The sequence below is a fragment of the Nonomuraea sp. NPDC049725 genome (genome assembly GCF_040674795.1).
In the GTDB taxonomy this organism is placed as follows: domain Bacteria; phylum Actinomycetota; class Actinomycetes; order Streptosporangiales; family Streptosporangiaceae; genus Nonomuraea; species Nonomuraea ceibae.
Window position 1 is genome coordinate 19470 of sequence record NZ_JBFANJ010000019.1, and the last position, 18862, is coordinate 38331.

The 18862-nt window shown below is 72.8% G+C and carries 18 protein-coding genes and 1 tRNA gene; 17 read left to right on the top strand and 2 right to left on the bottom strand.

Annotated features, from left to right (window positions below; all coding sequences use genetic code 11):
- Positions 1-14: 14 nt before the first annotated feature.
- The 5 genes from obgE (at position 15) to AB0J53_RS36820 (ending at position 6330) form a co-directional block, all read left to right on the top strand.
- The gene (obgE, locus tag AB0J53_RS36800; protein ID WP_357588685.1) at positions 15-1367 is read left to right on the top strand and encodes a GTPase ObgE; all 1353 of its coding nucleotides are present in this window, start codon (positions 15-17) and stop codon (positions 1365-1367) included.
- A 195-nt stretch (positions 1368-1562) separates the two neighbouring features.
- Positions 1563-2678 carry a glutamate 5-kinase gene (gene proB, locus AB0J53_RS36805; protein ID WP_357588683.1) on the top strand — a complete coding sequence of 372 codons (1116 nt, stop codon included), beginning with the start codon at positions 1563-1565 and terminating at the stop codon, positions 2676-2678.
- Between the two features lie 21 nt (positions 2679-2699).
- Positions 2700-3980 (top strand): glutamate-5-semialdehyde dehydrogenase, encoded by a 1281-nt coding sequence (locus tag AB0J53_RS36810; RefSeq protein WP_364180839.1) that lies wholly within the window; start codon positions 2700-2702, stop codon positions 3978-3980.
- Between the two features lie 66 nt (positions 3981-4046).
- On the top strand, positions 4047-4223 hold the full coding sequence (locus tag AB0J53_RS36815; RefSeq protein WP_219506869.1) for a hypothetical protein: 177 nt from the start codon (positions 4047-4049) through the stop codon (positions 4221-4223).
- A 91-nt stretch (positions 4224-4314) separates the two neighbouring features.
- Positions 4315-6330: a protein kinase gene (locus tag AB0J53_RS36820; protein ID WP_364180843.1), complete on the top strand. Its 2016-nt coding sequence runs from the start codon at positions 4315-4317 to the stop codon at positions 6328-6330.
- Positions 6331-6402: 72 nt separating this feature from the next.
- Here the strand turns inward: AB0J53_RS36820 and AB0J53_RS36825 are convergent, their stop codons facing one another.
- Entirely contained in the window at positions 6403-7425 is a 1023-nt protein-coding gene (locus tag AB0J53_RS36825) for a M48 family metallopeptidase (protein WP_219506865.1), read from the bottom strand.
- A 95-nt stretch (positions 7426-7520) separates the two neighbouring features.
- Between AB0J53_RS36825 and nadD the strand changes: the two genes are divergently transcribed.
- From nadD to AB0J53_RS36885, 12 genes are all read left to right on the top strand, one after another.
- Positions 7521-8138: a nicotinate-nucleotide adenylyltransferase gene (nadD, locus tag AB0J53_RS36830; protein WP_357588675.1), complete on the top strand. Its 618-nt coding sequence runs from the start codon at positions 7521-7523 to the stop codon at positions 8136-8138.
- A gap of 79 nt (positions 8139-8217) precedes the next feature.
- Positions 8218-8613 (top strand): ribosome silencing factor, encoded by a 396-nt coding sequence (gene rsfS, locus AB0J53_RS36835; RefSeq protein ID WP_219506860.1) that lies wholly within the window; start codon positions 8218-8220, stop codon positions 8611-8613.
- A complete protein-coding gene (locus tag AB0J53_RS36840) occupies positions 8610-9245 on the top strand; it encodes a histidine phosphatase family protein (RefSeq protein ID WP_219506858.1) in 636 nt (211 codons plus the stop codon). Before rsfS ends, AB0J53_RS36840 begins: the two co-directional genes overlap by 4 nt.
- A 207-nt stretch (positions 9246-9452) precedes the next feature.
- A tRNA-Ala gene (locus AB0J53_RS36845) sits at positions 9453-9525 on the top strand.
- Between the two features lie 103 nt (positions 9526-9628).
- The gene (locus AB0J53_RS36850) at positions 9629-10540 is read left to right on the top strand and encodes an MBL fold metallo-hydrolase (protein WP_364180848.1); all 912 of its coding nucleotides are present in this window, start codon (positions 9629-9631) and stop codon (positions 10538-10540) included.
- Between the two features lie 216 nt (positions 10541-10756).
- The gene (locus AB0J53_RS36855; protein WP_364180850.1) at positions 10757-11683 is read left to right on the top strand and encodes a GNAT family N-acetyltransferase; all 927 of its coding nucleotides are present in this window, start codon (positions 10757-10759) and stop codon (positions 11681-11683) included.
- Complete coding sequence (locus AB0J53_RS36860; RefSeq protein WP_364180853.1) at positions 11680-12387, top strand: PIG-L family deacetylase; 708 nt, start codon at positions 11680-11682, stop codon at positions 12385-12387. Before AB0J53_RS36855 ends, AB0J53_RS36860 begins: the two co-directional genes overlap by 4 nt.
- Positions 12384-13994 carry an ABC transporter substrate-binding protein gene (locus tag AB0J53_RS36865; RefSeq protein ID WP_364180856.1) on the top strand — a complete coding sequence of 537 codons (1611 nt, stop codon included), beginning with the start codon at positions 12384-12386 and terminating at the stop codon, positions 13992-13994. The genes AB0J53_RS36860 and AB0J53_RS36865 overlap by 4 nt, the downstream gene beginning before the upstream one ends.
- On the top strand, positions 13991-14962 hold the full coding sequence (locus AB0J53_RS36870) for an ABC transporter permease (protein ID WP_364180859.1): 972 nt from the start codon (positions 13991-13993) through the stop codon (positions 14960-14962). Before AB0J53_RS36865 ends, AB0J53_RS36870 begins: the two co-directional genes overlap by 4 nt.
- Complete coding sequence (locus tag AB0J53_RS36875; protein WP_364180862.1) at positions 14959-15810, top strand: ABC transporter permease; 852 nt, start codon at positions 14959-14961, stop codon at positions 15808-15810. Before AB0J53_RS36870 ends, AB0J53_RS36875 begins: the two co-directional genes overlap by 4 nt.
- Positions 15807-16874, top strand: a complete 1068-nt coding sequence (locus tag AB0J53_RS36880) for an ABC transporter ATP-binding protein (RefSeq protein WP_364180865.1) — start codon at positions 15807-15809, stop codon at positions 16872-16874. Before AB0J53_RS36875 ends, AB0J53_RS36880 begins: the two co-directional genes overlap by 4 nt.
- Positions 16871-17842 carry an ABC transporter ATP-binding protein gene (locus tag AB0J53_RS36885; protein WP_308125819.1) on the top strand — a complete coding sequence of 324 codons (972 nt, stop codon included), beginning with the start codon at positions 16871-16873 and terminating at the stop codon, positions 17840-17842. Before AB0J53_RS36880 ends, AB0J53_RS36885 begins: the two co-directional genes overlap by 4 nt.
- Here AB0J53_RS36885 and AB0J53_RS36890 read toward each other — a convergent pair whose 3' ends face one another.
- On the bottom strand, positions 17843-18844 hold the full coding sequence (locus tag AB0J53_RS36890) for a DUF2207 domain-containing protein (protein ID WP_364180869.1): 1002 nt from the start codon (positions 18842-18844) through the stop codon (positions 17843-17845). It lies immediately after the preceding gene.
- Between the last annotated feature and the right edge of the window lie 18 nt (positions 18845-18862).

Sequence of the window (18862 nt, forward strand, 5' to 3'; positions counted from 1 at the left end):
GGAGGAGAAGCTCAATGCCGGACTTCGTGGACCAGGTGGTTCTGCACGTCAGGGCCGGTGACGGAGGAAACGGCTGCGCCTCCATCCACCGGGAGAAGTTCAAGCCGCTAGGCGGCCCCGACGGGGGCAACGGCGGGCGCGGCGGCGACGTGATCCTGGAAGTGGATCCCAGCACCGCCACGCTGCTCGACTACCACCGCCGCCCGCACCGCAAGGCCGACAGCGGCAAGCAGGGCCAGGGCTCCAACCGCGACGGGGCCAACGGCGCCGACGTGATCCTGCCCGTGCCCAACGGCACCGTGGTCAAGGACGCCTCGACCGGCGAGGTGCTCATCGACCTCGTCGGCACCGGCACCCGCTACGTGATCGCGCAGGGCGGCCACGGCGGCCTCGGCAACGCGGCGCTGGCCAGCACCAAGCGCAAGGCGCCCGGGTTCGCGCTGCTCGGCGAGCCGGGCGACGCGCTCGACGTGATGCTGGAGCTGAAGAGCGTCGCCGACGTGGCGCTCGTCGGCTTCCCCAGCGCCGGCAAGTCGTCGCTGATCGCGGCGCTCAGCGCGGCCAAGCCGAAGATCGCCGACTACCCGTTCACCACGCTGATCCCCAACCTGGGCGTGGTGACCGCGGGGGAGACCGTGTTCACCGTCGCGGACGTGCCCGGGCTGATCCCCGGCGCCTCCGAGGGCAAGGGCCTCGGCCACGAGTTCCTGCGCCACGTCGAACGCTGCGACATGCTCGTGCACGTCATCGACTGCGCCACGATGGAGCCCGGCCGCGACCCGGTCACCGACTACGAGGTCATCGAGGCCGAGCTGCACGCGTACGGAAAGCTGGAGGGCCGGCCGCGCATGGTCGTGCTCAACAAGGCCGACGTGCCCGACGCCCGCGAGCTGGCCGAGCTGGTGCGCCCCGACTTCGAGGAGCGGGGGCTGCGCGTGTTCACCGTGTCCGCCGCCACGCACGACGGGCTGCGCGAGCTCACGTTCGCGATGGGCGAGTGGGTGGCCGCCGCCCGGGCGAACAAGCCGGTCGAGGAGCCGACGCGGCTGGTCATCAGGCCCAAGCAGCTCGGCGACACCGGGTTCAAGGTGCGCCGGGTCAACGAGAACATGTTCCAGGTCACCGGTGAGAAGCCCGAGCGGTGGATCCGGCAGACCGACTTCACCAACGACGAGGCCGTCGGCTACCTCGCCGACCGGCTGGAGCGGCTCGGCGTGGAGGAGGAGCTGGTCAAGGCCGGCGCCACCGCCGGGGCCGAGGTCGTCATCGGGTCGATGGAGAACGGCTACGTCTTCGACTGGCAGCCGACGCTCAACGCCGAGGCCGTCCGGCAGGGGCCGCGCGGCACCGACAGCCGGCTGGGGTGAGGATCTTCCGGGGGCGAGCCGCTACCCTCTGAGAGGACGCCCCCTCGTGAGGAGCATGGTCCCTTCGGGAGAGGTGCTGTCCCTTCCGAGGGGGCGTCTCCGTACGGGCCGCGCGCCCGTCCCCGCGCCCGTCCCCGCCCGATGCCCGCGCAGTGCCCGGGTTGGGGGAGGGGCGGGCTCGGATAGGGTTTGAGCGTGCGGGAACGGATCAGCTCCGCGTCGCGGGTCGTCGTCAAGGTCGGCTCGTCGTCGCTCACCACCTCCCAGGGCATGATCGACGTGGACCGGGTCGACGCGCTCGTCGACGTGCTGGCCGCCAGGCGCGGCACCGGGACGCAGATCGTGCTCGTCTCCTCCGGCGCCATCGCCGCCGGGCTCGGCCCCCTCGGGCTGGCCGCGCGACCGCGTGACCTCGCCACCCAGCAGGCGGCCGCCTCCGTCGGCCAGGGCGTGCTGGTCGCCCGCTACACCTCCTCCTTCGCCCGCTACGGCCTGCGCGTCGGCCAGGTGCTGCTGACCGCCGACGACATGATGCGCCGCGCCCACCACGCCAACGCCCGGCGCACGCTCGACCGGCTGCTGGAGCTCGGCATCGTGCCGATCGTCAACGAGAACGACACCGTCGCCACCGACGAGATCCGGTTCGGCGACAACGACCGGCTGGCCGCGCTCGTCACCCATCTCACGCGCGCCGACGCGCTCGTCCTGCTCTCCGACGTCGACGCGCTGTACGACGGGCCGCCCAGCCGCAGCGGGTCGCGGAGGCTGGCGGAGATCCACGGCCCCGAGGACCTGGCGGGCGTCGAGCTGGGCAAGGGCGGCTCGGTCGGCACCGGCGGCATGGTCACCAAGGTGCAGGCGGCCAGGATCGCCACCGGCGCGGGCGTGCCCGTGGTGCTCACCGCCGCCGCCCACGCCGCCCACGCGCTGGCCGGGGCCGACGTCGGCACCTACTTCCACCCCGGCGGCCGCCACCCCGGCACCCGGCTGCTGTGGCTGGCGCACGCCACGACCGGGCGCGGGCGGCTGCACCTCGACGACGGCGCCGTCGAGGCGGTCGTGTCGCGGCGCAAGTCGCTGCTGCCGGCCGGGGTCACCTCGGTCGAGGGCGAGTTCGCCGCCGGCGACCCCGTCGACCTGTGCGCGCCGCGCGGCCGGGTGGTGGCGCGCGGGCTGGTCAACTTCGACGCCGGCGAGATCCCCGGGCTGCTCGGCCGCTCCACCCGTGACCTGGCCAGCGAGCTCGGTCCGGAATATGAACGCGAGCTGATCCACCGCGACGACATCGTCATACTGGAGACCCACAGCTGACGCCCTGATGAGGAGCACGCGATGTCCGAAGAGTTCCTGAAGGTCGCCCGCGCGGCACGTGAGGCCGCCGCCGAGCTGGCCCCGCTGCCGCGGGCGCCGAAGGACCGGGCGCTGCGTGCCGTCGCCGACGCCCTGGTCGCGCACGCCGCCGAGCTCGTCGAGGCCAACGCCGCCGACGTCGAGCGGGCCAGGGAGCAGGGCATCTCCGAGGCCATGATCGACCGGCTGCGGCTCGACGAGGCCCGCATCGGCGCGATCGCCGAGGCGGTGCGCCAGGTGGCCGACCTGCCCGACCCGGTGGGCGAGGTCGTCCGCGGCTCGACCCTGCCCAACGGGCTGGAGCTGCGCCAGCTCCGCGTGCCGCTCGGCGTCATCGGCATCATCTACGAGGGCCGCCCCAACGTCACCGTCGACGCCGCCGCGCTCTGCCTCAAGAGCGGCAACGCGGTGCTGCTGCGCGGGTCCTCCAGCGCCTACTCCTCCAACACGGCGCTGGTCGAGGTCATGCAGGAGGCGCTGGCCGGCACCGACGTCCCGGCGGGCGCGGTCCAGCTCGTGCCGGGGCAGACGCGCGACTCGGTCAAGGAGCTGATGCGCGCCCGCGGGCTGGTCGACGTGCTCATCCCGCGCGGCGGCGCGTCGCTGATCAACTCGGTGGTCGAGGAGTCGACGGTGCCGGTGATCGAGACCGGCGTCGGCAACTGCCATGTGTACGTCGACGCCGAGGCCGACGTCGACCTGGCCGTGCAGATCCTGGTCAACGCCAAGGCGCAGCGGCCCTCGGTGTGCAACGCCGCCGAGACGTTCCTGGTGCACGCCGACGTGGCCGACGCGTTCGTGCCCAAGGCGCTGGCCGCGCTCGCGGACGCCGGCGTGACCGTGCACGGCGACGACCGGATCGCCGGTTATGGCGAGGTGGTGCCCGCGACCGAGGACGACTACCGCGCCGAATACCTCTCGCTCGACATCGCCGCCGCCGTCGTCGGCTCGCTGGAGGAGGCCGTGGCCCACATCAGGCGCTACGGCTCCGGCCACACCGACGCCATCGTGACCCGCTCGCAGGGCGCCGCCCGCCGGTTCGTGTCGCTGGTCGACTCGGCCGCCGTCGCCGTCAACGCCTCCACCCGGTTCACCGACGGCGGCGAGTTCGGGTTCGGCGCGGAGATCGGCATCTCCACCCAGCGGCTGCACGCGCGCGGCCCGATGGGGCTGCCCGAGCTCACCTCCACCAAGTGGGTCTACACCGGCGAGGGCCACCTGCGCACCGCCGAGGGCACGGTAATCCCCGGGCCAGGATGCTGACCGGATCCGGTAGCGGGCGGTGTGTCGGCCGCTGACGCCCCGCGCGCGCCGCGTTGACTGGGGCCCATGGAGATCGTCATCGCCCTGGGCTCCGCCGCGGCCGTGCTGTTCGGCGCCGACCGGCTGATGCTCTGGCTGGAGAGGCACGGGCACGTCCGCTGGCGGCGCACGCGCCGCGTCCCGCCCGCGCAGCAGCCCACGGCCGGCCTCGACAGCCTGCTGTCCGAGCAATCGTCGCGATAAACCTGCGCGTGCTCCGGCGCGCCGCGGCCCTTCCTCCTGGCCTCGGCGCTAGGGTTGTATCCCTTATGGGCGCGCCGAGCGGGGAGGGACGGTGAGCAAGCTCGGCAAGGTCGGGCCATACACCCTCCTCGAGCGGCTTGGCCGGGGCGGCATGGGCGAGGTCTACCTCGCCAGCGCACGCCGCGGCGAGCGCGTCGCGCTGAAGGTGCTGCACGACCTCAACCAGGACGACTCCTCCCGCGTCAGGCTCGAACGCGAGGTGCGCGCGCTGCGCCGCGTCGAGAGCCCGTACGTGGCCACCGTCCTCGACGCCGATCTCGCGTGTGCCAGGCCCTACCTGGTCATGGAGCACATCGACGGCTCGACGCTGCTCGACCTGGTGCGCCAGGAAGGGCCGCTGGACCTGCCCCGGCTCATGCAGCTCGCGCAGGGCATCGCGGCGGCGCTGGCCATCATCCACGCGGCCGGGGTGGTCCACCGCGACCTCAAGCCCGGCAACATCATCATGGGCGCCGACGGGCCGGTGCTCATCGACTTCGGCATCGCGCAGGTGCTCGACGCGACCCGGCTCACGATGACCGGCACGTTCCTCGGCACGCCCGGCTACACCGCGCCGGAGATCTTCGCCGACGAGCAGGTCGACTCGCCCGCCGACGTGCACGCCTGGGCGGCGACGGTGGCGTTCGCGGCGACCGGGCGGCCGACGTTCGGGCGGGGGACGGCCGAGGCTCAGATGTACGCGGTCCTCAACGGGCAGGCCGACCTCAAGGGCGTGCCCGTGGCGCTGCTGCCGCTGGTGCGGGCCGCGCTCAACCGGGAGCCCGGCAAGCGGCCCACGGCGGCGCTGCTGGCCGACCGGCTGGCGCGGCTGGCCAAGGCCACCGGGGCCGATCCTGACGTCCGGGCCGCCGGGGACGAGGCCAAGGGGGCCGCCGCCCGCGCCCGTACGGGTGAGGACGGGTCGTCGCGGGGGCGGACGAACGACGAGGCCGCCGCGTCGCGGACGGAGGGCAAGGTGCCCGCGCCCCGGCGTACGGGCGTGGACGGGAAGGGCGGGCGCGGCCGTCCGGGGCTGGAGGGCAAGACGCCCGCGCCCCGCAACCGCGCGGGCGACACCCCCGTCCCCCGCAGCGCCTCCGGGGACGGTCCCCGTGGCCGGTCGGGAGACGCCGCCGCGCCCCGCGGCGGCACCGGTGACACGCCGGTGCCGCGGAGCCGGGCCCAGGAGGGCACGGGGACGCGCAGGGGCGGGGAGGTGCCCGCGCCGCGCGGCCGAGCGGGGGACACGCCCGTTCCCCGCAACAGGGCGGGTGACGCGGCCGTTCCTCGCAACAGAACGGGTGACGCGGCGGTTCCCCGGGGGCGGGCCGGGGAGGCGGCCGTTCCTCGGGGGCGGGGTGCGGAGGGGCCTGCGGCGGCGGTGCGGAGCCGGGGCGGCGACGGGAAGAGCGCCGTGGTGCGGAGCCGGGCCGACGACGGGAAGGTGGCGGCGGTCCGGAGCCGGGCCGGCGACGGTGTGAAGGCGGCGCGCTCGCGCGGCAGGGCGCAGGCGGGCGGCGGACGGCTCAGGTCCGAGACGGCGGCCACCACGCTGCCGGCGGGCAACACCGCGCTGCTGCTGCTCGCGGTGCTGGCCGTGCCGTGCGTGGTGGCGTCGGTGATGTGGCCGATCGCCTGCGTCGGCATCACCGCCGTGTTCGTGGTGCTGATCAGGACGTGCTGGATGAGCCACTGGATGGTCAGGAAACGCGCCTCACGGCGGGTGCGGGTGACGCTGCGGGTGCTGCTGTTCCCGTTCGCGCTGACGGGGGCGGCGACGACGGCGGCGGTCTGGCCCGGGGTGCCCGCGGCCGTGGCGGCGGGCGGTGCGCTGTGGATCACCGGGGGCGGCGAGATCGACTCCACCTGGTGGCAGCAGCCCGCGCCGGTGACCGCGGCGGGTGTGGTGTTCGGGATGTTGTGCGGCGGCATCACCGGGCGGGAGATCGAGCGGATCGGCGCCCGGCTGCCTGAGCTGCGCAGGGAAGGGCTGCGCGCACTGGCCGTGCTGGGCGGTTTCGTCGCCCTGTGCGCGGCTGCCGTGCGCGCGATCGCCCTGCTGCTGTGAGACTGCCGCCGAGAGAGCGCGCGGTGAGAACGTAGGTGTTCGGGTGTGACGGACGGTGAGCCGGGCGGCGGGTCAGCCCTGGCCGCCGTCGCGGCGCGCGAAGCGGTTGAAGATGCGCTCGCCGGCGTTGACGGCGCCCTCGGCCACGTCGCGCAGCACGCCGATGAACGGGTCCTGGGACTCCGACCACGAGCGGCGGTAGGACTCGGCGGCGGCCTTCATCTCCTCGGTGACGCGCGCGTTGGGGTCGTCCTCGCGGCGCGGGTAGTCGCCGCCGATGATGCGGTCGTACTCGCCGCTGCGCTGCCACTTGTCGAGCTCGGCCACGCGAACCACGGCGAACGGGTGGGTGGTGCCGAGCAGGTTGAGCACCTTGAGGAAGCCGTCGCGCAGGTCGCCGGCGGTGTCGTACTCGGCGTACTGTTCCAGGAACGCCTCGATGTTCATCTCGTGCGTGTAGTCGCCGCCGGCGAGCTTCATCAGCGCGCGCTTGGCGGCCTCGGGGTTCTGGCTGGTGAGCAGGCCGCCGCGGTCGGAGGAGAGCTCGGACTTGCGGTACCACTCCTCCAGGCCGGCCACGATCGCGCGCAGGCCGATGTAGCCGAGCGGGATCCAGGCGACGCGGGCGGCGAGGCGGGTGAGGATGTCGAGCATGGTGCGGTAGACCGCGTGGCCCGACAGGATGTGGGAGGTCTCGTGGCCGATGACGAAGCGCTGCTCCTCCTCGTTCATGAGGTTGAGCAGGCCGGTGGTCACGACGATGAACGGGTCGTCGAAGCCGATGGCCTTGGCCTGGACCTGCGGATCCTGCTGGACGTAGATCTCCGGGATGCGGTGCAGGTCGAGCGTGTAGGCGGCGTCGCGGCCCATGTCGTAGAGGGAGCGGAACTGGGTCTCGCTCACGCGCACGGCGGAGGCGAGATACATCAGGCGGAGACGCCGCTCGCTCACGAGACCGGACATCTGCTTGAGCACCGTGTCGAACCCGCTCAACTTGCGCAGAGCGACCAGAGCCGACCGGTCTGCGGGGTGTTCGTAGGCACGGGAAGAGATGCCGGGCAGTTGGACGCGGCTGCGGTCCGGGGTGGTCGTCATGCCCGGCATGCTACGTCCGCAACCGGTGTGATGCGCGGTCATCATCGAGGGGGGTGCCCGCATGTTGGGGAGAGAGTCCGCGTAAGGTCCGTTTCATGATGAACGCGCCTGGTGTCCAGGGGAAGCGACGCGTGGGTGTTATGGGCGGTACGTTCGATCCCATTCACCACGGTCACCTGGTCGCGGCCAGCGAGGTCGCTCACCATTTCAATCTCGACGAGGTCGTGTTCGTGCCCACGGGCAGGCCGTACCAGAAGTCGGAGCGGGAGGTGTCCGCGCCCGAGGACCGCTATCTGATGACGGTCATCGCGACGGCGTCGAACCCGCGCTTCTCCGTCAGCCGGGTGGACGTGGACCGGCCGGGACCGACGTTCACCATCGACACCTTGCGGGACATCTCCCGGGTCTACGGGTCCGGGGTGGAGCTGTACTTCATCACCGGGGCCGACGCCCTCGGCGCCATCCTCGGCTGGCAGGACGCCGAGGAGCTGTTCGACCTGGCGCACTTCGTCGGCTGCACCCGGCCCGGGCACACGCTGCACGACCCCGGGCTGCCCGAGGGGCGCGTGACGCTGCTGGAGATCCCGGCGCTGGCGATCTCGTCGTCGGAGTGCCGGCAGCGGGTCGAGAAGGGCGAGCCCATCTGGTATCTCGTGCCGGACGGCATCGTGCAGTACATCAACAAACGCGGCCTCTATCACGCCCACGGCTGACGCGCGTGAGGCGGGGCGGCTGAAAAGGGTACCCTCAACATAAGGGCATGTTGCCGACACAGGAGGACCGACCCGCATCGTGACAGCATCCGACAGAGCCGTCCAGCTCGTGCAGATCGCCGCCGAGGCGGCCGCCGACAAGCTGGCCGACGACATCCTCGCCTACGACGTCAGCGAGCAGCTCGTCATCACCGACGCCTTCCTGCTCTGCTCCGCCACGAACGATCGCCAGGTCCGCGCCATCGTCGACGAGATCGAAGACAAGCTGCGCACCGAGGCCGACGCCAAGCCCGTCCGCCGCGAGGGCGAGCGCGAAGGCCGCTGGGTGCTCCTCGACTACATCGACATCGTCGTGCACGTCCAGCACGAGGAGGACCGCACCTTCTACGCCCTGGAGCGGCTGTGGAAGGACTGCCCGGCCATCGGCCTGCCGGAGAGCGTGATGCAGGCCAACATCCAGAGGGCCCGCACTTGAGCAAGCGCATCGTCTGCCTCCGGCACGGGCAGACCCTGTGGAACGTCGAGCACCGCTTCCAGGGCCATTCCGACATCCCGCTCGACGAGACCGGGATCGCCCAGGCGGCCCGGGCGGCCTCGCTGCTCGCCTCGCTCCGGCCCACCCTCATCGTCTCCTCCGACCTTCAGCGGGCCAACGAGACGGCCCTCGCCCTGGGCCGGATCGTCGGCCTGGAGGTCGGCGTCGACAAGGACTTCCGCGAGCGCGGCGGCGGTCAGTGGGAGGGCCTGACCCGCGAGGAGATCGCCGCCCGCTGGCCCCAGGAGTACGTCAACTGGGAGGCGCCCGACGGCGAGGCCGTGCCGGACGTCGCCGCCCGGGTGGGCGCCGCGATGCGCCGCTGGGCCGCCAAGCTCGACGACGACGGCCTGCTCGTCGTCGCCTCGCACGGCGCGGCGCTGCGGCTGGGCATCTGCGAGCTGCTGGGGCTGCCGCAGGAGCTGTGGTCGGCCATCGGCGGGCTCGGCAACTGCTCGTGGTCGGTGCTGGAGGAGGGCCGCCGGGGCTGGCGGCTGCTCGAGCACAACGCGGGCACGCTGCCCGAGCCGATCAGCAGCGACGACAGTCCCGACGCGGAGGGCCGGCGCTGACGCGGTCCGCCGGCGTGACGGCGCCGGCGGTCTTCGGCGTGCCCCCAGGCAGCGCATCGGGCAGTGCGTGCCCCCGGACAGCGCGTGCCTCCTGACAGCGCGTGCCCCGGGCAGCGTAGGCAGCGTGGGCAGCCGCGATTATGCGAATCCCGCGGATGGCTATATGCTCTCCGAGCGCCGCAAAGAGCACACTCCGCGCGGTGACCAGGGGCTATGGCGCAGTTGGTAGCGCGCCTCCATGGCATGGAGGAGGTCTGGGGTTCGAATCCCCATAGCTCCACCCCTCAGCACGTTTCCCAGCCCGTCATCGTGGTCATCACGGTGGCGGGCTTTTCCGTGTCCCGGATGACCCGAGCCGGAGGCTGACGGAGGGAGAGGCGGACATGGGGTCGCTGCACGAGATCGGGCCCGGCGTCTACGCGTGGGTGCAGCCGGACGGCACCTGGTGGCTCAACAACGCCGGGGCCGTGGCCGGCGACGACGGACTCGTGGTCGTCGACACCTGCGCGACCGAGCGGCGCACCCGGCGCTTCCTCGGCGCGCTGGCCGAGGCGACCGGTGGCGCGCCGGTGCGGGTCGCGGTCAACACCCACCAGCACGGCGACCACGCGTACGGCAACAGCGTGCTGCCCGCCGAGACCGTGATCTTCGGGCACGAGGCGATGCGGGCGGCGCTGCTCGTGGATCCGATCATCGACGGGTGCCCGCCCGTGTGGGAGCCGGTGCCCGACTGGGGGAACGTGACGCGCCGGCCGCCCTCCGTGGTGTTCCGCGACGAGGTGGCCGTCTACACGGGCGGGCGGCGGGTGGAGTTCCGGCATCCCGGTTACGCCGCGCACACGCCGGGGGACGTGGTGGCGTGGCTGCCGGAGGAGCGGGTGCTGTTCAGCGGGGACCTGCTCTTCCACGGGCTGACGCCGCTGGTGTTCATGGGGTCGCTGGAGGGGGCGCTCCGGTCGCTCGACTGGCTGGCGGCGTTCGGCGCCGAGCGGGTGGTGCCGGGGCACGGGCCGCTGACCGACGCGGCGGGGCTGCCCGGGGTGCTGGCTGCGCACGAGCGCTACTACCGGTTCGTGCTGGACGTCGCGCGGGCGGGGCGGGCCGGGGGGCTCACGCCGCTGGCCGCCGCCCGGGAGGCCGACCTGGGCGAGTTCGCGGGGTGGGCGGACGCGGAGCGGCTGGTGCTCAACCTGCACCGGGCGTACGCGGATGCCGAGGGCGCGGAGATGGACCTGCTCGCCGCCCTCGGCGACGCCGTGGCCTACCACGGGGGGCCGCTGCCGACGTCGGTCTGACTCGGGATCATGGCCGCGGAGCCCGTACGCGCCGGTCCGGACTCCGTGCGCGGGGGATTCGGCGGGGGCCGGAATGCGCAACATTCCATACTTACCGGACACGAAGGAAAGTTTCAATAGGGTCATAAAGCAGGAAAATTTCTGCCCGAAAATCATTGACCACGGGGGTTAACACTCGGAAAGCTGGCCGCGAAGCCCAGGTGAAAGGACCGGCCGATGGTCACTGTCCGAGCGTTCGCCGCGGGGGACGAGGGCTCCCTCGTCGACGCCTGGAACCGGAGCATGCCAGGCGACCCCACGACCGCCGGGTGGCTGCGCGACTGCGTGCTGCTCGACCCGAACTTCGACCCCGGCGGCCTGCGGGTGGCCGTGGCGGACAGCCGCGTGGTCGGCTGCGCGTACGGGGTGCGCAGGCGGACGCCGCTCGCGCCGGGCACGGACCTGGAGCCCGGCATGGGATGGATCCCGTTCTTCTTCGTCGCGCCGGAGCACCGGGGCCGGGGGCTGGGCCGGAGGCTGATGGAGGAGGCGCTGGGCTTCCTCGACGGCAGGACGGTGGACTTCGCCTCCTACACGCCCGGCTACGTGCTGCCGGGCGCCGACCCCGAGCTCTATCCCGACGGGTTCCGGCTGCTGGGCGCGCTGGGGTTCGAGACGCTGTACTCGCCGGTCGCGATGGACCGGACGCTCGTCGGCTACGTGGCACCGGACGAGGCGGGCGAGCTGCGGGCCGCCCGTGAGGCCGAGGGGTACGCGTTCCGGTCCCCGGTGGACGGGGAGCTGCCGGAGCTGATCAGGTTCGCGGCCGAGGAGTTCAACCCGGACTGGGGCGAGGCGATCAGGCGCCACGCGAACCCCGACCGCATGGTCATCGCGACAAAGGGCGGCATCGTCGGGTTCGCGCTGTACGGGGCCTACCGGGGCATCCCCGAGAGGTTCGGCCCGTTCGGGGTCGACCCGGCGCAACGCGGCACCGGCCTAGGCAAGATCCTCCTGCATCTCACCATGACCAGGATGCGCGCCGAAGGGCTGCACTCGTCGTGGTTCCTGTGGACCGGCGAGACCAGCCCGGCCGGTCACCTCTACACCAAGGCGGGCTACGAGATCACCAGGCGGTTCCACGTGATGAGGCGGCCGGCATGACCCACGTCCTGGCCATCGGCGCCCACGCGGGCGACCTCGACCTGACGGCGGGCGCCGTGCTCGCCCAGCACGTCCTGCGCGGCGACCGCGCCACGCTGCTGCACCTGACGCTCGGCGAGCGCGGCCACCCGCGCATGAGCGTCGCCGACTACGCCGAGCAGAAGCGCGAGGAGGCCGAGACGTTCGCCGGGCAGATCGGCGCGGGCGTGCGCTTCCTCGACTACGAGGACGGCCTGCTGCCCGAGGACGACGACGTCAAGATGCGGGTCGGCGACCTGATCAGGGAGCTGCGCCCGGACGTGATCCTCACCCACTGGGGCGAGTCCATCCACAAGGACCACGCCCGCACCCACCGCATCGTCCAGGACGCCCGCTTCTACGGCGGCCTGAAGACCCTGGCGCGCGACCTGCCCGCCTACTGGGCCGGCGAGCTCTACTACGCCGACAACTGGGAGGACGCCGACGGCTTCACCCCGGACGTGTTCGTCGAGCTGAGCGACGAGGCGTACGAGATCTGGTCGCAGGCCATCACCGGCTACGCCTACGCCAGGGGCGAGACGTACGGATTCCCGTACGTGGACTACTACCGGGCGCTGACGGTCGTGCGGGGCGCCCCGGCGGGGTTCCGGCGGGCGCAGGCGTTCGCCGCGCCGAAGGGGTCGCGGAACCTGCGGACGAGCTACTTCGGAAAGGCGTCGCAATGAAACGCAGCCTGGCGGCCGTGGCGGCCCTGGTCCTGGCGGTGGCGGGATGCTCCGGCGGCGGTGGCGCCGGGGCCGGGCGGACGGCGAGCGCGCCCCCGCTGATCATCCACGCCATCGACTCGGGGACGTTCCAGGAGAACTTCAACCCGTTCCACCTCGAAGGCGTGAACTTCGGCACCAGCGGGATGATCTACGAGACGCTGGAGTTCTTCAACCGGCTCAAGCCCGGCGAGGTCACCCCCTGGCTGGCGCTCAAGCACGAGTGGTCCGAGGACGGCAAGTCGCTCACGTTCACCCTGCGGCAGGGCGTCAAGTGGAGCGACGGCAAGCCGTTCACCGCCGAGGACGTCGCCTACACGTTCGAGATCATCAGGAAGCACCCCGAGCTCAACAAGAGCGCGCTGGAGCTGGAGGGCGCCGAGGTGCTGGCGCCGGACAAGGTCCGCGTCGACTTCGCCGGCACCTCCTACGCCAAGCTGTTCAACATCGCCGGGAACACGCCCATCGTGCCCAAGCACGTGTTCGAGAAGCAGAACCCGGTCACGTTCACCAACCCCAAGCCCGTCGGGACCGGCCCGTACACGCTGTCGTCGTTCAACGCCCAGCTGTACGAGATGGCGAAGAACCCGGGCTACTGGCAGCCGGGCAAGCCCGAGGTGCCGGTGCTGAAGTTCCCCGCCTACACGGCCAACGGCGTGCAGACGGCGCTGCGGCAGGGCGAGGTCGACTGGGCGGGCGCGTTCGTGCCCGACATCGAGAAGATCTACGTGCAGGGCAAGCCGGAGACGAACAAGTACTTCTTCCCCGCCGAGGGCGTCGTCGCGCTGCTGCCCAATCTGACCCACCCGGTGCTGTCCAAGCCCGAGGTGCGCAAGGCCATCAGCCTGGCCATCGACCGGGAGAAGATCGTCCGGGTGGCCGAGCGCGGCTACACCAAGGTCGCGCACCCGACCGGCATCCCGATGCCCGGCGGCGAGGCGTACCTGCCGCCCGAGCACAAGGACGCCGCGTTCACCGTCGACCCGGCCGAGGCCAAGGAGCTGCTGAAGGGCTTCGACCCGGGCGAGCTGAAGTTCGAGCTGCTGGTGCCGTCGCCGTTCACCGACTGGGTCAACGCCGCCCAGCTCATCCGCGAGGACCTGGCCAAGGTCGGCATCACCGTCGAGACCCGGGGCGTGGCCTTCCAGGACTGGGTGTCGAAGGTCGGCAAGGGCACCTTCGACCTGTCGATCCGCGCCACCCCGGCCGGGGCCGAGCCGTACTTCCAGATGCGCTCGATGCTCTACGGCAAGCTGGCCACGCCCGTCGGCAAGTCGGCCACCGGCAACTACCAGCGGTGGAAGGACGCCGAGACCGACCGGCTGATCGACGCCTACGCCGCCACCGAGGACGAGGCCGAGCACCACAAGGCCACCCAGGCGCTCGGCCGGATCATGGTGGAGAAGCTGCCGACGCTGCCGCTGTTCTACAGCCCGAGCTGGGCCCAGTACCGCACCGACAAGTACGTCGGCTGGCCGAGCGAGCAGGACCCGTACGCGATGCCGTCGCCCTACACCTCACCCGACGCGGCCGTGGTGCTGCTGCGGCTGAAGCCGGCGGGCACGTGAGGTTTCTCGCCAGGCGGCTCGGGTTCTACCTGCTCACGGCCTGGGCCGCCGTCACGCTCAACTTCCTCATCCCGCGCCTCATGCCGGGCGACCCGGTCGACCTGCTCGTGGCGCGGCTGAAGGGGAACGTGGACCCGGCCGCGATCGACGCGATGAAGCGCGCGTTCGGCATCAGCGACGCCAACCTGTGGCAGCAGTACGTGGACTACCTGGGCAACCTGTCGCGGGGTGAGCTCGGCCGGTCGATCACGTTCTTCCCCACCGAGGTGTCCACGGTGATCGCCGACAGCCTGCCGTGGACGATCGGGGTGGTCGGCGTCGCCACGCTGATCAGCTACGTGGCCGGCACCGCGCTCGGCGTGCTCATGGCGTGGAGGCGCGGCACCTGGCTCGACGGGGTGCTGCCCGCGGCCACGTTCATGCACGCGGTGCCGTACTTCTGGGTCGCGCTGGCGCTGGTGTTCGTCTTCGGGGTGACGCTGGAGTGGTTCCCCGTCAGCCGGGCGTACGCGCTGGACGTGGTGCCGGGGCTGACCGGGGAGTTCGCCGGCAGCGTCGTCTACCACGCGGCGCTGCCCGCGATCACGATCGTGCTCGCCTCGATGGCCGACCGCATCCTCGGCATGCGCAACGTCATGGTGACCACGCTGGGCGAGGACTACGTGGTGATGGCCGAGGCCAAGGGGTTGACGTCGCGCCGGGTCATGTGGGCGTACGCGGCCCGCAACGCGATCCTGCCCAACATCACCAGCTTCGCGCTGTCGCTCGGCTTCGTGGTGGGCGGCTCGGTGCTGACCGAGATCGTCTTCTCCTATCCGGGCATCGGGTCGATGCTGCTCAAGGGCGTGGAGAACGAGGACTTCCCGCTCATGCAGGGCATCTTCCTGGTGATCTCGCTGGCCGTGCTGGTCGCCAACTTCCTGGCCGATCTGGCGTACGTGATCCTCGACCCCAGGACCAGGCAATGAAGATCAAGATCGGGGCGGGCATCCTCGCCTTCTTCGCGCTGGCCGCGATCCTCGGGCCGCTGCTCATCGACGCCGACCCGGCCGCCACCAGCGACGCCGGCCTCCAGGGGCCGTCGGCGGCGCACTGGCTCGGCACCACCCAGACCGGGCAGGACGTGCTCGTCCAGCTCGTCTACGGGGCCCGCGTGTCGCTCGGCGTCGGCGTGCTCTCGGCGGTGATCGCCACCGTGCTCGCCGTCGCCGTCGGGCTCGTCGGCGGCTACTTCGGCGGCGCGGTCGACGAGGTGCTGTCCGTGCTCACCAACATCTTCCTGGTGCTGCCCGCGCTGCCGCTGATCATCGTGCTGGCCGGCTACCTGCCGCAGCGCGGCGTCGCCTCCGTCGCCGTGGTGATCGCCGTCACCGGCTGGGCGTGGGGGGCGCGCGTGCTGCGCGCCCAGACCCTGTCGGTACGCCGCCGCGACTTCGTGGAGGCGGCCAGGGCCGGCGGCGAGGGGGCGTTCCGGGTGGTGTTCTTCGAGATCCTGCCCGTGCTGCTCCCGGTGATCGCCACCAGCTTCCTCGCCACGGTCGTCGCGGCGATCCTGGCCGAGGCCGGGCTGTCGTTCCTCGGCCTGGCCGACCTGTCCACGGTGAGCTGGGGCAGCATGCTCTACTTCGCGCAGAACGGCCAGGCGCTGCTCATCGGCGCGTGGTGGTGGTTCATCCCGCCTGGGCTGTGCATCGCGCTCATCGGCACCGGGCTGGCGCTGGTCAACTTCGGCATCGACGAGATCGCCAACCCGCGCCTGCGCACCGTCAAGCCCGCGCGCCGAAGGCCCGCGCGTGAAGGGAAGGTGAAGGCGTGAACGTCCTGGAAGTACGCGGCCTCGGCGTCGACTACCAGTCGGCCACGGGCGCCGTGCACGCGGTCGCCGACGTGACGCTCGACCTGCGGCGCGGCGAGATCCTCGGGCTCGCGGGGGAGAGCGGCAGCGGCAAGTCCACGCTGGCCAACGCCGTCGCCCGGCTGCTGCGCCCGCCCGCCGCGATCACCTCCGGCTCGGTGCTCTACCGGCGGCGCGACGGCACCGAGGCCGACGTGCTCGCGCTCGGGCCGAAACAGCTGCGCGCCTTCCGCTGGAAGGAGCTCGCGGTCGTCTTCCAGAGCGCCATGAACTCCCTCAACCCGGTCGCCACGATCGGCGCCCAGATCGACGACGTGCTGCGCATCCACGCGCCGGACCTGTCGCGCAAGGCCCGCGCCGCCCGGGCCGCCGAGCTGCTCCAGCGCGTCGGCATCAACGCCGACCGGCTGCGCGGCTACCCGCACGAGCTGTCGGGCGGCATGCGCCAGCGCGCCGCGATCGCCATCGCGCTCGCGCTCAACCCCGAGATCATCATCATGGACGAGCCGACGACCGCGCTCGACGTGGTCGTCCAGCGCGACATCCTGCACGAGATCGGCGCGCTGCGCGAGGAGTACGGGTTCGCCGTCGTGTTCATCACCCACGACCTGTCGCTGCTCATGGAGATCTCCGACCGCATCGCCGTCATGTACGCCGGCCGCGTCGTCGAGGTCGGCACCGCCAGGGCGCTGCGCACCGCGCCCCGCCATCCGTACACCGAGGGGCTGCTGCGGTCCTTCCCCCGGCTGCGCGGGCCGCGCGAGGAGCTGCTCGGCATCCCCGGCACCCCGCCCGACCTGCGCTCGCCGCCGCCCGGGTGCGCCTTCCACCCGCGCTGCCGCCACGCCTTCGACGGCTGCGCCGACGAGCGCCCGGCACTGCTGCCGGTGCCGGGCGGCGAGGTGGCCTGCCGCCTCAACGAGGGCGCCGGGCTCGGAGACGGGGGTGCCGGGGTCCGAGACGAGGGCGCCGGGGCCGACGACGAGGGCGCCGGAGCTGACACTGCCGCACGGGAGGCGTCGTGATCGTCCTGGAAGGGCGCAACCTCACCAAGCACTTCACCGCCGCGCGCGGCCGGTGGGGGCGGCGGCCGCCGGTGCGGGCCGTGGAGGACGTGTCACTGGCGCTGCGGGCCGGGCGGGTGAGCGCGCTGGTCGGCGAGAGCGGCTGCGGCAAGAGCACGGTCGCCCGGCTGCTCGCCCAGGTCTACCCGGCCACCTCCGGCGACGTGCTGCTGCGCGGCGAGGTCGTGCGGGCGCACCGGGGAGCGGCGTTCCGCTCCTACCGGCGGCAGGTGCAGCTCATCTTCCAGGACCCGTTCGCCTCGCTGAACCCCTTCCACCGGGTCCGCTACCACCTGGCCAGGCCGCTGCGCGTGCACGGCCACGCCAAGTCCGACGCGCACGAGCGGGAACTGGTCGCCGAGCTGCTCGAACGCGTCAGCCTGACGCCCGTCGACCAGTTCATGGACAAGCTGCCGCACGAGCTGTCCGGCGGGCAGCGGCAGCGCGTCGCGATCGCCCGCGCGCTGGCGGTGCGGCCCGTCGCGCTGATCGCGGACGAGCCCGTGTCCATGCTCGACGTGTCGATCCGGCTCGGCGTGCTGCGGCTGCTGGAGAAGCTGGCCGACGAGAGCGGGCTGGCACTGCTCTACATCACGCACGACATCGCCAGCGCGCGCTACTTCGCCGAGGACATCACGGTCATGTACGCGGGCCGGCTGGTGGAGAGCGGGCCCGCCGAGGCGCTCACCCAGGCGGCGCGGCACCCGTACACGCGGCTGCTGCTGGAGTCGGCGCCGGACCCGGACCGGGTGACGCCGCGCGAGCGGCAGCGGCACGGTGAGCCGCCCAGCCTCGCCGACCCGCCCGGCGGGTGCCGCTTCCACCCTCGCTGCCCGGTGGCGCTGCCGGTCTGCTCGACCACGGTGCCGGGGCGCACCGAGCTGGGCGACGGCCGCTGGACGCACTGCTGGGAGGCCGCCGGGGACTGATCAGAACGAGCCGCCGCCCCCGCCGCCGCCCTCACCGGGGCTGTGGCTCGGCGTCCCGCCGGGCTGGCCCGCGTGATAGCCGTGGTCGCTGTAGGAGCGGCCGGCACGGCCGCGCGCGGGACCGGACCGGCGGCTGAGCGGGCGGCGGGCGCGGCGTTCGACGAGCACCAGGACGCCGGTCACCAGCACCGCCATCCCGGCGAACACCCACCAGGTGCCGTCGTAGGTCTCCGTACCGACCGGGCCGCAGGCTGCGCCGCCCGCCGAGGTCACCGGCTGACGCCCGGCGCGCAGCTCCGCCAGCGTGGCCGAGCCGTCGCCCTCGCCGCGCAGCACCTTGCCGCCGGTGCTCGGCAGGTCGAGCCGGGCGGGCGGGAAGGCCAGGTCGAGCGCGAGCGCCTGGGCGCCGGGCACGGCCCGCGCGCTCGCCCTGGTCACCTGCCCGGCGGGCCCGGCGGCCAGCCTGCTCGCGGGCTGCCCGAACGCCTGGTGCCCGCCGCTCCCGGGCGGTCCGGGCAGGCGGACCGTGACCTCCAGCAGGTCCACGCCGCCCCGCCAGTGGGCGCCGCGCACCGGCAGGTGCAGGAAGGCGTGCCCGCCGAACACGGTGACCGCGTTCTTCAGCGTGTAGCCGAGCCGGAACGTCCGGGTGCTGCCGGGCGTGGCGGCCAGGTGCCACACCACGCGGTGCGGCCCGTCGGTCCCGCACGCCCGCTCGCTGTAGGTCCCGGCGCGTCCCGAGGCGTCCGGCTCCGCCGGGGCCACCTGCTCGTAGGCCGCGGACTCGCGTACCGACACGTCCTCCACCACGACGCCGGGCGCGCGCGGGATGTCCACGTACGCGCCCTTGCCCGGGCTCCGGTACGTCAGCGTGTGCTCCTCGACCACGGCCACCGTGCCGTCGGCGCGGACGGTGGCCGTGATCTCCGCTCTGGGCTGCGTGACGTGCGGCCCGGCGACCGGCTGCGGCAGCAGCCCGGCGGCCAGCACCATCAGCAGCATGCGCAATGTCGCCCCCGA

What these genes read in the sequence shown, in the direction of transcription:
- AB0J53_RS36875 (WP_364180862.1), top strand. Translation starts at nt 14,959, where the DNA reads ATGAAGATCAAGATCGGGGCGGGCATCCTCGCCTTCTTCGCGCTGGCC.
- AB0J53_RS36865 (WP_364180856.1), top strand. Translation starts at nt 12,384, where the DNA reads ATGAAACGCAGCCTGGCGGCCGTGGCGGCCCTGGTCCTGGCGGTGGCG.
- AB0J53_RS36810 (WP_364180839.1), top strand. Translation starts at nt 2,700, where the DNA reads ATGTCCGAAGAGTTCCTGAAGGTCGCCCGCGCGGCACGTGAGGCCGCC.
- AB0J53_RS36860 (WP_364180853.1), top strand. Translation starts at nt 11,680, where the DNA reads ATGACCCACGTCCTGGCCATCGGCGCCCACGCGGGCGACCTCGACCTG.
- AB0J53_RS36855 (WP_364180850.1), top strand. Translation starts at nt 10,757, where the DNA reads ATGGTCACTGTCCGAGCGTTCGCCGCGGGGGACGAGGGCTCCCTCGTC.
- nadD (WP_357588675.1), top strand. Translation starts at nt 7,521, where the DNA reads ATGATGAACGCGCCTGGTGTCCAGGGGAAGCGACGCGTGGGTGTTATG.
- AB0J53_RS36890 (WP_364180869.1), bottom strand. Translation starts at nt 18,844, where the DNA reads ATGCTGCTGATGGTGCTGGCCGCCGGGCTGCTGCCGCAGCCGGTCGCC.
- AB0J53_RS36825 (WP_219506865.1), bottom strand. Translation starts at nt 7,425, where the DNA reads ATGACGACCACCCCGGACCGCAGCCGCGTCCAACTGCCCGGCATCTCT.
- AB0J53_RS36815 (WP_219506869.1), top strand. Translation starts at nt 4,047, where the DNA reads ATGGAGATCGTCATCGCCCTGGGCTCCGCCGCGGCCGTGCTGTTCGGC.
- AB0J53_RS36850 (WP_364180848.1), top strand. Translation starts at nt 9,629, where the DNA reads ATGGGGTCGCTGCACGAGATCGGGCCCGGCGTCTACGCGTGGGTGCAG.
- obgE (WP_357588685.1), top strand. Translation starts at nt 15, where the DNA reads ATGCCGGACTTCGTGGACCAGGTGGTTCTGCACGTCAGGGCCGGTGAC.